The following is a 13,609-nucleotide window of genomic DNA, read 5'->3' as shown; positions in this document are numbered from 1 at the left end:
TCTTTTCCACGCTTTGACGACGGCAGGACACGGGATAATCACCTTATTAAGCTGTACCGAAACAGGAAGCTCGTATCAGATGACAGACTCCGCTATCACCAAAAAAAGCAAGCGTTCCATCTGGATCCCGCTGCTGGTGTTGATCACGCTCGCCGCCTGCGCTACCGCGGGCTATAGTTACTGGCGTATGCAGCAGGAACCTTCAACCGCTGCGGCCAAAGCCGAACCTGCCCCACCGCCGGCGCCGGTCTTTTTCCCTCTGGACACCTTCACCGTTAACCTCGGTGATGCGGATCGCGTGCTGTATGTCGGTATTACGCTGCGCCTGAAGGACGAAGCGACCCGCGCGCGCCTGAACGATTATCTGCCGGAAGTGCGTAGCCGCCTTCTCCTGCTGTTTTCTCGTCAGGACGCCTCCGCGCTGGCTACCGACGTGGGTAAGCAAAAGCTGGTCGACGCCATCAAGCAGACGCTGGCCACCCCGCTGGTAAACGGTCAACCTAAGCAGGAAGTCACTGACGTTCTGTACACAGCCTTTATTCTGCGGTAACGACATGGGCGACAGTATTCTTTCTCAGGCAGAAATCGACGCGCTGCTTAACGGCGACAGCGATAAGAGTGACGACCCGCAACCGGGTCTCACCGGCGACGATAATATTCGTCCTTACGATCCCAATACCCAGCGTCGCGTCGTCCGTGAACGTCTGCAGGCGCTGGAGATCATTAACGAACGTTTTGCACGTCAGTTCCGTATGGGGCTGTTTAACCTGCTGCGTCGTAGCCCGGATATCACGGTCGGTGCGATCCGCATTCAGCCGTATCATGAGTTTGCCCGCAACCTGCCGGTGCCAACCAACCTTAACCTGATTCATCTGAAGCCGCTGCGCGGCACCGGTCTGGTGGTGTTCTCCCCAAGCCTGGTGTTCATCGCGGTGGATAACCTGTTCGGCGGCGACGGGCGTTTTCCGACCAAAGTGGAAGGTCGTGAATTTACCCACACCGAGCAGCGCGTCATTAACCGCATGCTGAAGCTGGCGCTGGAGTCCTACAGCGACGCGTGGAAAGCGATTAACCCGCTGGAAGTGGAGTACGTCCGTTCCGAGATGCAGGTGAAATTTACCAATATCACCACCTCCCCGAACGATATCGTCGTCAATACGCCGTTCCACGTGGAGATCGGTAACCTGACCGGTGAGTTCAACATCTGCCTGCCGTTCAGCATGATTGAACCGCTGCGCGAGCTGCTGGTTAACCCGCCGCTGGAGAACTCACGCAACGAAGATCAGAACTGGCGTGAAAACCTGGTGCGCCAGGTGCAGCACTCGCAGCTGGAGCTGGTGGCAAACTTTGCCGACATCTCGATGCGGTTATCCCAGATCCTGAAATTACAACCCGGCGACGTTTTGCCGATAGACAAACCCGACCGCATTATTGCCCACGTGGATGGTGTCCCGGTACTTACAAGCCAGTACGGCACGATTAACGGTCAGTATGCGTTACGCGTTGAGCACTTGATCAACCCGATTTTGAATTCGCTGAATGAGGAACAGCCCAAATGAGTGACATGAACAATCCGTCCGATGAAAACAGCGGAGCACTGGACGATCTGTGGGCTGACGCGTTAAACGAGCAAAAAACGACTCCGACGAAAAGCGCGGCGGACGCGGTATTCCAGCAGCTCGGCGGCGGCGACGTCAGCGGCACGCTGCAGGACATCGACCTGATTATGGACATCCCGGTTAAGCTGACCGTTGAACTGGGACGCACCCGGATGACCATTAAAGAGCTGCTGCGCCTCACGCAGGGTTCAGTTGTGGCCCTTGACGGCCTGGCCGGCGAGCCGCTGGATATTCTGATCAACGGTTATCTGATTGCCCAGGGTGAAGTGGTGGTGGTAGCCGACAAATACGGCGTGCGCATCACCGACATCATTACCCCGTCTGAACGCATGCGTCGTCTGAGCCGTTAAGTATGAAAACCCAGGCAACAATATCACAGCCGTCCGCCGTACCCGGCTCCCCGCTGCTCCAGGTGAGCGGGGCGTTGTTCGGTATTATTGCCTTTATTCTTATCGCCGCCTGGCTGGCAAAGCGTTTTGGCCTGGCGGGTAAAACTGCCGGCACCCGCGGCCTGAAGGTCAGCGCCAGCACCACGCTTGGGCCGCGCGAACGCGTGGTCATCGTCGATGTAGAAGATGCACGTCTGGTTCTGGGCGTAACCGGCTCAAACATCAACGTATTACATAAACTGCCGCCTGCCCCGGTCACGGTGGACGAGCGCGCACAAGCCCCTGCGGATTTTCAGTCCGTCATGAAGAGTTTGCTTAAGCGTTCCGGGAGATCCTGATGCGCCGTTTGTTATCCCTTACGCTTGCGGGCATTGGCCTGTTTGCTCCTGCGGTTTATGCGCAGCTGCCCGGTCTGGTCTCCACGCCGATTGCGGGTGGCGGCCAGAGCTGGTCGCTCCCGGTTCAGACGCTGGTCTTCATCACCTCGCTGACCTTTATTCCGGCCATCCTGCTGATGATGACCAGCTTCACCCGCATCATCATCGTCTTTGGTCTGCTGCGTAACGCGCTGGGCACCCCTTCGGCGCCGCCAAACCAGGTGCTTCTGGGGCTGGCGCTGTTTTTAACCTTTTTCATCATGTCGCCGGTGATCGATAAGATTTATACCGACGCCTACCAGCCGTTCAGCGAAGATAAAATCTCGATGCAGGAGGCGCTGGAAAAAGGCGCGCAGCCGCTGCGGGAATTTATGCTGCGCCAGACGCGCGAAGCGGACCTGGCCCTCTTTGCCCGCCTGTCCAACACCGGCGAGCTGCAGGGGCCGGAAGCGGTACCGATGCGCATTCTGCTGCCGGCCTATGTCACCAGCGAGCTGAAAACCGCGTTCCAGATTGGCTTTACCATTTTTATTCCGTTCCTGATTATCGATCTGGTGATCGCCAGCGTCCTGATGGCGCTCGGGATGATGATGGTGCCGCCCGCCACCATTGCCCTGCCCTTTAAGATCATGCTTTTTGTGCTGGTCGACGGCTGGCAGCTGCTGGTCAGCTCGCTGGCGCAGAGTTTTTACAGTTAAGGAACGGCAATGACACCCGAATCGGTCATGATGATGGGCACGGAAGCGATGAAAATCGCCATTGCCGTTGCCGCGCCGCTGCTGCTTGTAGCGCTGGTTACCGGCCTGATTATCAGTATTCTTCAGGCCGCCACGCAGATTAACGAAATGACGCTGTCGTTCATCCCGAAAATCATCGCCGTGTTCGTGGCGATTATCGTGGCCGGACCGTGGATGCTGAACCTGCTGCTGGACTATATGCGCAACCTGTTTACCAACCTGCCGTACATCATCGGCTGACCTGACGATGCTGCACTTCACCAGCGACCAGTGGGTTCAGTGGCTCGGCGTCTATTTCTGGCCGATGCTGCGCATTCTGGCGCTGATCTCCACCGCCCCCATTCTCAGCGAGAAAGCGATCCCCAAGCGCGTTAAGGTGGGGCTGGGCATTATCATCACCATTATTGTCGCCCCTTCCTTGCCAACCGTGAATATTCCCATCTTCTCGGCTAACGCAATATGGGTCGCTTTACAGCAGGTGATGATTGGCGTCGCCGTGGGCTTTACCATGCAGCTCGCCTTCGCCGCCGTGCGCACGGCCGGTGAGCTGATTGGCCTTCAGATGGGGCTATCGTTCGCCACGTTTGTCGATCCCGGCAGCCACCTCAACATGCCGGTGCTGGCGCGCATCATCGATCTGCTCGCCATGCTGCTGTTTCTGTCGCTCAACGGTCATCTGTGGCTCATCTCCATGCTGGTGGATACTTTCCATACGTTGCCGATCGGAGATAACCCGGTCAACAGCAACGCCTTCCTCGCGCTTACCCGCGCGGCGGGGCTGATCTTCCTCAACGGTCTGATGCTGGCTCTGCCGATCATCACGCTGCTGCTCACCGTCAACCTGGCATTAGGCTTACTGAACAGAATGGCACCGCAGCTCTCGGTGTTTGTGATTGGTTTTCCGCTGACGTTGACGGTCGGAATTTTATTAATGTCATTACTGATGCCCCTTATCGCCCCCTTCTGTGAACATTTATTCGGCGAGATATTCAATCTGTTAGCGGATATTGTCAGCGAATTGCCTCGTAAATAATAGTCCTCACGGTCGCTATTGTCTTTCTGAGGATATTCCTAAAATAAAACGCGAAAAACATCTTCCAGGATATATCTGACGCGGTTTAAATGTTTCTAACCATCTCACAATACTTAATATTTACTTTACTTTAAGAAGATTCCTGGCAAATTATACGTAACTTTACGGGATAGTGAGTCCGCCTGAAAGTCTTTGTCATGCTCACAGGTTTATTATTTTTTTCCATCCCGTATGGCTGTTTTGAGCTCTCAGGCAGATGGTGAATTATCGTTACGCATTGAGTGAGGGTATGCCATGTCAACGATCATTATGGATTTATGCAGCTACACCCGGCTAGGGTTAACCGGGTACCTGGCAAGCAGAGGGGTAAGAAAGAGAGACATCAACGATGCACACACCGTTGAAGAACTCGCAGCCGCTTGTGACGAACTCAAACCAGGCGTGGTGTTTATTAATGAGGACTGTTTCATTCACGATCCAGCCAACAGTCAGCACATTAAGCAAATCATTAATCAGCATCCAAAAACCCTGTTTATTGTTTTTATGGCGATCGCGAATATCCATTTCGATGAGTATTTGTTGGTCCGTAAAAATTTATTGATTAGTTCTAAGTCGATTAAACCCGAGTCGCTGGATGACATTTTGGGTGATTATTTGAATAAAGAAGTTAAAAATGTAGGAGCGGTTAACTTACCCACCCTTTCATTAAGCAGGACTGAATCAAGTATGCTGCGAATGTGGATGGCGGGACAAGGCACTATTCAGATCTCTGACCAGATGAATATTAAAGCGAAAACCGTTTCGTCACACAAAGGAAATATTAAAAGGAAAATTAAAACGCATAATAAGCAAGTGATCTATCACGTGGTACGTCTGACCGATAATGTGACGAACGGGATTTTCGTCAACATGCGTTAGTGGCTTAAACCCCTTTGCACCCTACCTTTGATCTCTGGCCTGGCCAGAGATTTTTGCTTTTGCGGACGTTGTCGGGCATGCGCAATGCCACCCGACGCCGTACTACTCCGCTTTCTCAACAAAAATGCCGTCCGGATGCCCCAGTTCGTTAAAAAACCAGATGCCGAGCGGGTAGTCTTCCAGTGAGACCAGGTACATTGTGCCTTCACTAAACTCTTCAATTGCCAGCACCACCCCCGGGCGGCGCGGCCCACCGTCCGTTTTAACGGTTACCCGATCGTTGACCTTCATACATTCCTCCTCTGGTTTTGAGCCAGTGTAGAACAAAACGCAAAAACACACATCGCCGCACGGCGTGAATGGCGTTTTTATGCACAAGCTATACTTAACCTTGGACACGTTTGTAGGTTGAAAGAGGAGTCCCGTAATGAAGACCGATAAAGAGTACAGCGACACCATCAAACGCGAGGTCGAGGTGGATGTCGATGCCCTGCTGGCCGCCATCAATGAGATCAGTGAGTCAGAAGTCCGCCGCACGGACGATGGTTCGGACCACGTCATTGTTAACGGGAGGGATTATCACACCTACCGCGAGCTGGCGGAGGCCTTCGAGCTTGATATTCACGACTTTAGCGTGTCTGAAGCAAATCGTTAGGACGAAAAAAATCCCGGTCATGGGGATGTCCGGGATCAAAACTTGCTTATGCAAGAAGCACTTGAAAATTCGTTACACCAGGAAATCTGATGTACAAACAACACTATCCCCAACGATTTTGCATGACAAGCATATATTCTTACGGCGAATATAATATTTTTTACATAATCGTTTTGGTTATGAGCAACAACATACGCCGAATGCGGGTTTGGCTGGATCGGTTCTCCTTAATCCGGTTTAGAATTGGATAATTTTTTAGGATTATTCTTAGATTAAGGCTTATTCGTTTTCGGGAGTTACTATGCTTTCACTCCGGAGTCCCCTGCTGATTTTTTCCGATCTGGATGGATCGCTGCTGGATATTCATACCTATGAGTGGCAGCCCGCGATGCCGTGGCTGGATAAACTGCAGGAGAACCAGGTACCTGTGATCCTCTGCAGCAGCAAGAGCGCGGCAGAGATGCTGGATATTCAGCAGGATCTGGGTCTGGAAGGGTTACCTTTTATCGCTGAGAACGGCGCGGTGATTCAGCCTGACGTGCGCTGGGAAATGGGTCAGCGCCACGTCAACGGCATGACGCACCGGGAGATTCATCCGCTTATTGAGCAAATCCGCCTGCAGGCAGGCTTCAAATTCACCACCTTTGACGACGTGGACGAACGCGTCATTAGCGAATGGACGGGGATGACCCGCTATCGGGCGGCGCTTGCCCGCAAGCACGACGCGTCCGTCACCCTCATCTGGCGTGATTCCGACGAAGCCATGGCCCGGTTTGAAGCGGCGCTGGCGCAACGCGGGCTGAAATGCCTGCAGGGAGCCCGTTTCTGGCATATTCTCGATGCCGGCTGCGGTAAGGACGTTGCGGCTAACTGGCTGATCGCGCAGTACCGTGAACGGGAAAATATTGAACCCACCACCCTGGGGCTCGGCGACGGGCCGAACGACGCGCCGCTGCTGGACATCGTGGACTTCGCGGTGGTGATTAAGGGGATTAACCGCGAGGGTATTACGTTACGGGACGATAACCCCAGCCGGGTTTATCACACCCGGCAGGCGGGACCGCTCGGCTGGCAGGAGGGGCTGGATCACTTTTTGTCATGATCGTGCCAGACAACCCGGTTACGTCCGTCCTGCTTAGCTTTGTATAACCGGGCATCCGCGACGGACTGCAGCTGTTCGAAATCGTAGTTTTGGTTTTCCTGCGCGCTGCTGACGCCGAGTGACGCGCTGATGCGCAGGGTCGTGCTCTTCTTCACCAGAATCTCCTTGCTGTTGATTCGGCAGCGAATACGCTCCGCCACGCCCCTCGCCTCCTCAAGACCGAGCCCCGGCAGGACGATGCAAAACTCTTCCCCGCCCACGCGTCCTGCCACGTCGTTTTTACGCAACGCGCTGGCAATCAGCCCTGCCGAGTGGGAAAGCACCTTATCACCGGCCTGGTGACCGAACCGATCGTTGACGCTTTTAAAATGGTCGAGATCTAACTGAATAACCGAGAACGGCAGCGCCTGTTGATGACACTTCTCCGCCAGCAACTTCGCGCGTTCGAACAGCGCGCCGCGATTATTCAGGCGGGTTAGCGGATCGTGCCAGGCCTGCCATTTGAGCGAGTGCTGCAGCGTGTACATGTTGCTGACCATCCGGCGGATCACCAGCCATGAAATCAGCAGCATCGCGGTGAAGAGCGCCCACAGTAATGCCAGCACGATACTGATGCTGCCGAAGTCGCCCTGTACCCCTTCCTGCAGAGTATGGACACGCAAAACCAGGCCATCAAAGTGATCGAGCCGCTGCCAGCTGATGAACCGGCTGCCGAGGCGGATGCCACCGCCAGTATCGTGCTCGATGGCCTGCGCAATCTGCGCGATTTCGCGTTCATCGAAATGGTTCACCTGCTTATCAGTCTTTTCAGTGGAGGCAATCATATTGAGCCGGGAGTCGTACAGCTGATACTCCCCCTCCGTCCGGTCGTCCGTCGCCTCTGCCAGCAGGCGTTGCATCGTGTTCAGCGAAAAATCCATCGCCACCACGCCATACCAGTAGCGATTGAAATAGATGGGGACGCTGGCAGTGATTGTTCTCTCGTCACCGGTCCAGGATGACGGCGTGGAGATAAACCAGCGCACCGCGCGGGTGCGATTGTTACGTTCCGACTGCTGGGTAAACCAGGACTGCGTGACCAGGTGATAATAGCGGGGGATAATATTGGTCGCCTCTGATAGCGTGTCCGTCGAAAGATAAAACCCGGCGCGTGAAACGTAGATCACTCGCGATTCGCTATGCCTGCTCGACGTCGCCAGCCTGAGCAGGTATCCCACCTCAAGCGCGGCTGAAATTTCATTGCTGATGCGTTCAGCATCCCGGTTCAGAAGCGAGGTTTTTTCGACAAACGCATCCGAAACGCCGTTAATCGGAAGCGTGCGATTTTTATCAACAACAAGCTGCCAGGTGGGACGCATGCGGAGAGCGTTAAAGCGCGACACCGCATCATGCAAAACATTGAAGGCCAGCGGCGTCTGTAGCGCATCGCGCATGCTCTGGCGAAATAACAGCATTTTATCCACGCTGTACTGCAGCTGCCTGTCCAGCGAGCTGGCCACGGTTTCCAGATGATTACGCTGGCTGGAGATATACGCCTCTTCGAGGACCACCACCTCACGCCAGGTCAGGAGGGTGGAAAAGACCAGAACAACGATAAAACAGAGGTTAACAATCAAACCCGGATTGCTACGCTTATGCAGCCATTGCAGAAAAGATCGTCTTACAACAAAGGTATCGCGCTGCACACACACTCCCTGATTACTGCTTTACACCCGCTACTTCAGGTAAAAACGCCCGGCAATGCCGGGCGTTATGTGATTAAGCCTGATCGTGCTTGCGCTGTCCGTCACCGGGCTGAAGCTCATCTTCACGAAAGGCTTCCCGCTTAATGCTATAGCCATCATGCCACCGACATTCCACCATTCCGCTGGAATACCCGGTGACAATCATACGCGGGCCGCCCTTCTTAGGCTTAACTTCATCACTGACCAAAAAGACCATACCTGCCTCCTGTATCAGGGTGAAACTGTTTCAATTTAGACGAGGAATGGTCTTTTTGCACACCGCAACAGGTAACAATTAGTGCGCCGTACCGCGCATTTTTTCGACCAGTTTCACCGCCACCACCACGATAGCGCCAACGATAAAGCCCAGCACAAGATTCAGCAACGTCGGCAGAATCGCTGCCACCACGCCCCCCTGCGCCGAGGCGAAATGTTCGATAGCATGGTGCAGCGGAGCAATGCCGTGAACCACAATACCGCCGCCCACGAGGAACATCGCGAGGGTGCCCACCACGGACAAGCTCTTCATCAGCCACGGCGCCAGCGTCAGCAAGCTTTTGCCGATGCCTTTTGCCACCGCGCTGGATTTCTCCTCCAGCCAGTAGCCGATATCATCGAGCTTAACGATCAGCCCGACCAGGCCGTAGACGCCTACCGTAACCAGAATGGCGATCCCGGAGAGGACCATCACCTGATTCAGCAGCGGCGCATCGGAGACAATGCCCAGCGTAATGGCAACGATCTCTGCTGAAAGAATAAAGTCGGTGCGAATGGCGCCTTTGATTTTATCGCGCTCGAAGACTTTCGGATCCTGCGCGGCCAGCGCTTCAAGGCGCTGCTGCCGCGCCTCCGGGGTATCCTTCTGCTTGCGCGAGCTCAAGGAGTGCAGAACCTTCTCCACCCCTTCGAAACATAAAAACGCCCCGCCAATCATCAGCAGCGGCGTGATGGCCCAGGGAATGAATGCGCTGATCAACAGCGCCAGCGGCACCAGGATCACTTTATTCAGAAACGAGCCTTTTGCCACGCCCCACACCACCGGCAGCTCGCGGTTAGCCCGTACTCCGCTCACCTGTTGGGCGTTAAGCGAGAGATCGTCCCCCAGCACCCCTGCGGTTTTCTTCGCCGCCAGTTTCCCCATCACGGAAATATCATCCAGTAGGGTGGCAATATCATCCAGCAATGTTAGTAAGCTACTTCCTGCCAAAATGGTGATCCTTCTTTTTTGGTAATTAAGTGAATAGTATGGAGCAAAAGCGCAATCGCGGAAACAGGCACCTTTCGTCAACAAAAATTTCACATCATCTACACAATTAAAGGGCTCGCCAGCGCGATAGTTTTCGCGTTTACTATCAGCGACCTTTTTATTTCGTCGTGAGGGATTATGCGTTTCCGGCAACTGCTTCCGCTTATCGGGGCACTTTTTTCGCTGTATATCATCTGGGGTTCAACCTATTTTGTCATTCGCATCGGCGTGGAAAGCTGGCCGCCGCTGATGATGGCGGGCATTCGCTTCCTTTCGGCGGGCGTGCTGCTGCTGGCCTTCCTGCTGCTGCGCGGGCATAAGCTTCCTCCGCTTCGCCCAATGCTGAACGCCGCCCTGATCGGCCTGCTGCTGCTGGCGGTCGGGAATGGCTTTGTGACCATTGCCGAGCACCAGAACGTACCGTCTGGGATCGCCGCCGTGGTCGTTGCTACCGTACCGCTGTTTACCCTCTGCTTTAGCCGTCTTTTCGGCATCCGCACCCGCAAGCTGGAGTGGCTGGGGATTGGCATCGGCCTTGCCGGCATTATTCTCCTCAACAGCGGCGGTAACCTGAGCGGGAATCCGTGGGGCGCTGTGATTATCCTTATCGGTTCGATGAGCTGGGCGTTTGGTTCCGTATACGGTTCACGTATCGAACTGCCGACCGGCATGATGGCGGGGGCAATAGAGATGCTTGCGGCTGGGATTGTGCTGCTGCTGGCCTCAGCCCTGACGGGAGAGAAGTTGACTACCCTGCCGCCGCTGTCGGGCTTCCTGGCGGTAGGCTACCTGGCGCTGTTTGGCTCTCTCATCGCCATCAACGCCTACATGTTCCTGATCCGCAACGTCTCTCCGGCGGTTGCCACCAGCTATGCCTACGTCAACCCGGTCGTGGCCGTGCTGCTCGGCACCGGGCTTGGCGGTGAAACGCTCTCTCCGGTTGAGTGGTTAGCTTTAGGGGTGATTGTTTTTGCCGTCGTACTGGTGACTTTAGGCAAATATTTGCTGCCGGCAAAGCCTGTTGTTACGCCTTGTGAGGTGGAGAAACCGTAAGCGCGTGAATTCCCTGGGTGTCGATCTGCGCGGTTTCACCGCCGCCGCAGATCCACTCTTCCAGCCGTTCGCTCAGATCGGCATCGTTCAGCTTTAACCGTCCTCTTAGCGCACACTCCCAAACGATCAGCACTCTCCAGCCCTGCGCGACAAGCGTGGCGAGATCCCGGGCGTCGCGCTCAACGTTCTTGCCAATCTTCTCCAGCCAGAAATCGGTGCGCGTCGCCGGGACTTTAAACAGGTAGCAGTCGTGATGATGCCAGAAACAGCCGTGGGTGAAGATAATGCACCGATACGCGTCGATGACGAAATCCGGGCGACCCGCAAGCGCGGGATCCTGCACGCGAAAGTCAAAGCCCGCCTGCGTCAGCAGCCCGGCCAGACGCTTTTCAATCGCGGTGTCACGCGTGCCGATGGCACGCATGTTTTTGCTGCGCGTGGCCTTATCGTGAACGTCCGTCATTGACGGCCTCACCCTGGCGGAGCGCCACCGCCTGTCTGATGCGCGAGGCCAGCAGTTTTGCCACCGCCGCAAACGCGGGCACCACCACCGAGTTGCCAAACTGACGGTAAGCCTGGGTGTCCGAAACCGGAATACGGAAACGGTAGCCCTGCGGCGTTTCAAAGCCCATCAGCCGGGCGCACTCCCGCGGCGTAAGACGCCGAGGACGGTGACGCTGGTTTTGCGGATCGTCGAAATCTTTCTCGCCCAGCGCTTTATCCCAGCCTCTGTCGATAAGGATTTCCGCGCCGTCTTTGTAGTAGCGAGCGGACAACGTGCGGGTCACGCTGTGCGGATCGTTTGGGTTCACCATGCCAAACCCGAAGCCGTTGCCTTTGGCCTGATGCTTTTTGGCATAGCGGTAGAGGTATTTCCACAGGATCGGCGTAAGGATAAATTTCGCGTCGACCACCGGCTCCAGCAGGTCGGCAATGGTTGGACGGCGCTCGGGGTATAAGGAGGGAATATCCCGCAGGGTGAAATCCCCCTTCAGATTGAGATCGCGGCGGAAACCGACCAGCACAATGCGTTCGCGATGCTGGGGCAGGAAGTGTTTCCCGTCGATGATTTTCGGGTCATCCGCGCCCATGTCCGCGGAATCGGCCACGTCATAGCCCAGCTCGTCCAGCGTTTGCATGATAATGCGGAAGGTCTTTCCACCGTCGTGGCTCTTTAAGTTCTTGACGTTTTCCAGCACGAATATGGCCGGGCGACGGGCGTCAATGATTCGGGCCACGTCAAAAAACAGCGTTCCCTGCGTATCGCAGGCGAAACCGTGGGCACGCCCGAGGGCATTCTTTTTGGAAACGCCGGCCAGCGAGAAAGGCTGGCACGGGAAGCCCGCCAGCAGCACGTCATGTGCCGGAATCGTCTGACGAATGTGCTCGGCGGCCTGTTCATCCGTGACGCCGCTTTTATGGCTCAGGGTAACGTCGCGGATATCGGCGTTGAAATGATGTTCATGCGGATCGCAGTACCAGTTCGCTTTATAGGTGCGTACCGCATGTTTGTTCCACTCGCTGGTAAACACGCACTGACCGCCGATAGCTTCAAAGCCGTGCCGGATGCCACCGATGCCGGCAAACAGATCGATAAAGCGGAAGGCATAGTTCGGGTGCGCGGCAGGCGGCTGCGGAAGCAGATTTTGCAGATAACGAAACTCGCCTTCGCTCAGGCGACGCCCTGCCCGATCGCTGGTCAGCAGTCGCTTAAGGATGGCCGGGCTCCAGTGGCTCTCGCCGTGCGCCACCAGCTGGTTTGCCAGCGTTTTAGCGTCATAAATATCCAGCAGCTGGCGCAGCAATGCCTGCACCGTTGCCGTTGACTTCTCAGCCTGCTCAGGCGCGGGCTCTGTCACTGATCGATTTTCCTGCATTCTTTTAACCGGGCAATAAAGACTGAAAACAGATTACCACAGTTCACTTTCGCAAACTGCGACGGAAGCGGTGTTGAATCTGGCTATCCAGCCCGATGCAGTCGCCCTGTAATTCGGCACTGAGTTTCGCCATAAACTGAATCAGAAAATCGGCGTTGTGCTGTGCGAGCTCGCGCCCGACGTCGGTTTGCATTGTATCAGGCAAGCGCAGCAGCTTAGTCTGAAAATGATCGAGCGCAAACGCGCGGTCATCAAGCGGTCGCGCGTCGGCAAACGGATCGTCCGCGTTGAAAAGCGGTACGCCCAGCGCGCCTGATACGGCAAACACGCGCGCCAGGCCAATCGCCCCCAGCGCCTCGAGACGATCTGCATCCTGGACAATTTTGGCCTCAATCGTGTGCGGCGTCAGGCCGGCGCTGAAACTGTGCGCCTCGATGGCGTGCTCCACGGCGGCGTAGCGATCGGGCGGGAAGTCAGGGAAATCGCGGTGAAGAATCTCCCGCGTCCTGCGCGCAGCCAGGCGCGACGACTGTCCGCGTTCAGGATGGTTTTTCGGCAGGCTGACGATGTCGTGAAAGTAGCAGGCGGTGAGGATCGTTAGCGGGTCGACCTGATGATGAACCATCATTTTCTGCGCCGTTATCCAGACGCGGCGGAAATGTGACACATCGTGCGCGGTGTCGTCGGTCGCGTGATGTTCTTTTAGCCAGGATTCAAAGCGCTGCTGCCACTGTGTGATATCCATCATATTTTCCTGTAACGAAAATGGGGAAGGAATTATAACATAGCCATATTAAATAAATTTAATAATAGAAATTCGAAATACTTAACAATAATTACCCGCAATACTTTCAAATCATTAATTCATCAGAAAAATAA

General features: G+C 55.2%; 17 protein-coding genes and 1 pseudogene. 11 read left to right on the top strand and 7 right to left on the bottom strand.

The window, feature by feature from the left end; genetic code table 11:
* Nucleotides 1-79 precede the first annotated feature (79 nt).
* The 8 genes and pseudogenes from fliL to rcsA all read left to right on the top strand — a co-directional run bounded on the left by fliL (nucleotide 80) and on the right by rcsA (nucleotide 5,073).
* A complete protein-coding gene (fliL, locus tag UTO39_RS00405) occupies nucleotides 80-550 on the top strand; it encodes a flagellar basal body-associated protein FliL (protein WP_021241388.1) in 471 nt (156 codons plus the stop codon).
* Nucleotides 551-554: 4 nt separating this feature from the next.
* Nucleotides 555-1,559 (top strand): flagellar motor switch protein FliM, encoded by a 1,005-nt coding sequence (gene fliM, locus UTO39_RS00400; RefSeq protein WP_028013703.1) that lies wholly within the window; start codon nucleotides 555-557, stop codon nucleotides 1,557-1,559.
* Nucleotides 1,556-1,969, top strand: a complete 414-nt coding sequence (fliN, locus tag UTO39_RS00395; protein ID WP_003859592.1) for a flagellar motor switch protein FliN — start codon at nucleotides 1,556-1,558, stop codon at nucleotides 1,967-1,969. The genes fliM and fliN overlap by 4 nt, the downstream gene beginning before the upstream one ends.
* Before the next feature lie 2 nt (nucleotides 1,970-1,971).
* Nucleotides 1,972-2,346 (top strand): flagellar biosynthetic protein FliO, encoded by a 375-nt coding sequence (gene fliO, locus UTO39_RS00390; RefSeq protein ID WP_059355662.1) that lies wholly within the window; start codon nucleotides 1,972-1,974, stop codon nucleotides 2,344-2,346.
* On the top strand, nucleotides 2,346-3,083 hold the full coding sequence (gene fliP, locus UTO39_RS00385; RefSeq protein ID WP_061097755.1) for a flagellar type III secretion system pore protein FliP: 738 nt from the start codon (nucleotides 2,346-2,348) through the stop codon (nucleotides 3,081-3,083). Before fliO ends, fliP begins: the two co-directional genes overlap by 1 nt.
* A gap of 9 nt (nucleotides 3,084-3,092) precedes the next feature.
* Nucleotides 3,093-3,362 (top strand): flagellar biosynthesis protein FliQ, encoded by a 270-nt coding sequence (gene fliQ, locus UTO39_RS00380; protein ID WP_008500315.1) that lies wholly within the window; start codon nucleotides 3,093-3,095, stop codon nucleotides 3,360-3,362.
* Nucleotides 3,363-3,369: 7 nt separating this feature from the next.
* A pseudogene (gene fliR, locus UTO39_RS00375) lies at nucleotides 3,370-4,162 on the top strand (flagellar biosynthetic protein FliR); the annotation flags it as partial.
* Between the two features lie 287 nt (nucleotides 4,163-4,449).
* The gene (gene rcsA, locus UTO39_RS00370) at nucleotides 4,450-5,073 is read left to right on the top strand and encodes a transcriptional regulator RcsA (protein WP_013097740.1); all 624 of its coding nucleotides are present in this window, start codon (nucleotides 4,450-4,452) and stop codon (nucleotides 5,071-5,073) included.
* 102 nt (nucleotides 5,074-5,175) lie between these two features.
* Here the strand turns inward: rcsA and dsrB are convergent, their stop codons facing one another.
* Complete coding sequence (dsrB, locus tag UTO39_RS00365; protein WP_013097741.1) at nucleotides 5,176-5,364, bottom strand: protein DsrB; 189 nt, start codon at nucleotides 5,362-5,364, stop codon at nucleotides 5,176-5,178.
* A 136-nt stretch (nucleotides 5,365-5,500) separates the two neighbouring features.
* Between dsrB and yodD the strand changes: the two genes are divergently transcribed.
* A complete protein-coding gene (gene yodD, locus UTO39_RS00360) occupies nucleotides 5,501-5,728 on the top strand; it encodes a YodD family peroxide/acid resistance protein (protein ID WP_048959254.1) in 228 nt (75 codons plus the stop codon).
* A 301-nt stretch (nucleotides 5,729-6,029) separates the two neighbouring features.
* Entirely contained in the window at nucleotides 6,030-6,830 is an 801-nt protein-coding gene (locus UTO39_RS00355; RefSeq protein ID WP_320726175.1) for a mannosyl-3-phosphoglycerate phosphatase-related protein, read from the top strand.
* Here the strand turns inward: UTO39_RS00355 and dgcQ are convergent.
* The 3 genes from dgcQ to UTO39_RS00340 form a co-directional block, all read right to left on the bottom strand.
* Complete coding sequence (dgcQ, locus tag UTO39_RS00350; RefSeq protein ID WP_320726174.1) at nucleotides 6,815-8,515, bottom strand: cellulose biosynthesis regulator diguanylate cyclase DgcQ; 1,701 nt, start codon at nucleotides 8,513-8,515, stop codon at nucleotides 6,815-6,817. The two genes, UTO39_RS00355 and dgcQ, sit on opposite strands and share 16 nt — an antisense overlap.
* A gap of 73 nt (nucleotides 8,516-8,588) precedes the next feature.
* Nucleotides 8,589-8,771 carry a YodC family protein gene (locus UTO39_RS00345; protein ID WP_061097751.1) on the bottom strand — a complete coding sequence of 61 codons (183 nt, stop codon included), beginning with the start codon at nucleotides 8,769-8,771 and terminating at the stop codon, nucleotides 8,589-8,591.
* 78 nt (nucleotides 8,772-8,849) lie between these two features.
* A complete protein-coding gene (locus tag UTO39_RS00340) occupies nucleotides 8,850-9,764 on the bottom strand; it encodes a DUF808 domain-containing protein (RefSeq protein ID WP_320726646.1) in 915 nt (304 codons plus the stop codon).
* A gap of 174 nt (nucleotides 9,765-9,938) precedes the next feature.
* On the opposite strand from UTO39_RS00340, the gene yedA reads away from it, so the two are divergent.
* Nucleotides 9,939-10,853: a drug/metabolite exporter YedA gene (yedA, locus tag UTO39_RS00335; RefSeq protein ID WP_061097749.1), complete on the top strand. Its 915-nt coding sequence runs from the start codon at nucleotides 9,939-9,941 to the stop codon at nucleotides 10,851-10,853.
* Here the strand turns inward: yedA and UTO39_RS00330 are convergent.
* The 3 genes from UTO39_RS00330 to UTO39_RS00320 all read right to left on the bottom strand — a co-directional run bounded on the left by UTO39_RS00330 (nucleotide 10,825) and on the right by UTO39_RS00320 (nucleotide 13,475).
* A complete protein-coding gene (locus UTO39_RS00330; protein ID WP_253542648.1) occupies nucleotides 10,825-11,316 on the bottom strand; it encodes a very short patch repair endonuclease in 492 nt (163 codons plus the stop codon). The two genes, yedA and UTO39_RS00330, sit on opposite strands and share 29 nt — an antisense overlap.
* Entirely contained in the window at nucleotides 11,297-12,712 is a 1,416-nt protein-coding gene (locus UTO39_RS00325; protein ID WP_320726173.1) for a DNA cytosine methyltransferase, read from the bottom strand. Before UTO39_RS00325 ends, UTO39_RS00330 begins: the two co-directional genes overlap by 20 nt.
* Before the next feature lie 61 nt (nucleotides 12,713-12,773).
* Nucleotides 12,774-13,475 (bottom strand): phosphohydrolase, encoded by a 702-nt coding sequence (locus tag UTO39_RS00320; RefSeq protein ID WP_320726645.1) that lies wholly within the window; start codon nucleotides 13,473-13,475, stop codon nucleotides 12,774-12,776.
* Nucleotides 13,476-13,609 lie beyond the last annotated feature (134 nt).

This window comes from Enterobacter sp. 118C5 (assembly GCF_034107645.1).
Classification (GTDB): domain Bacteria; phylum Pseudomonadota; class Gammaproteobacteria; order Enterobacterales; family Enterobacteriaceae; genus Enterobacter; species Enterobacter nematophilus.
The sequence above is the reverse complement of the archived record's forward strand: the minus strand, read 5'-3'. Positions and strand labels throughout refer to the sequence as shown.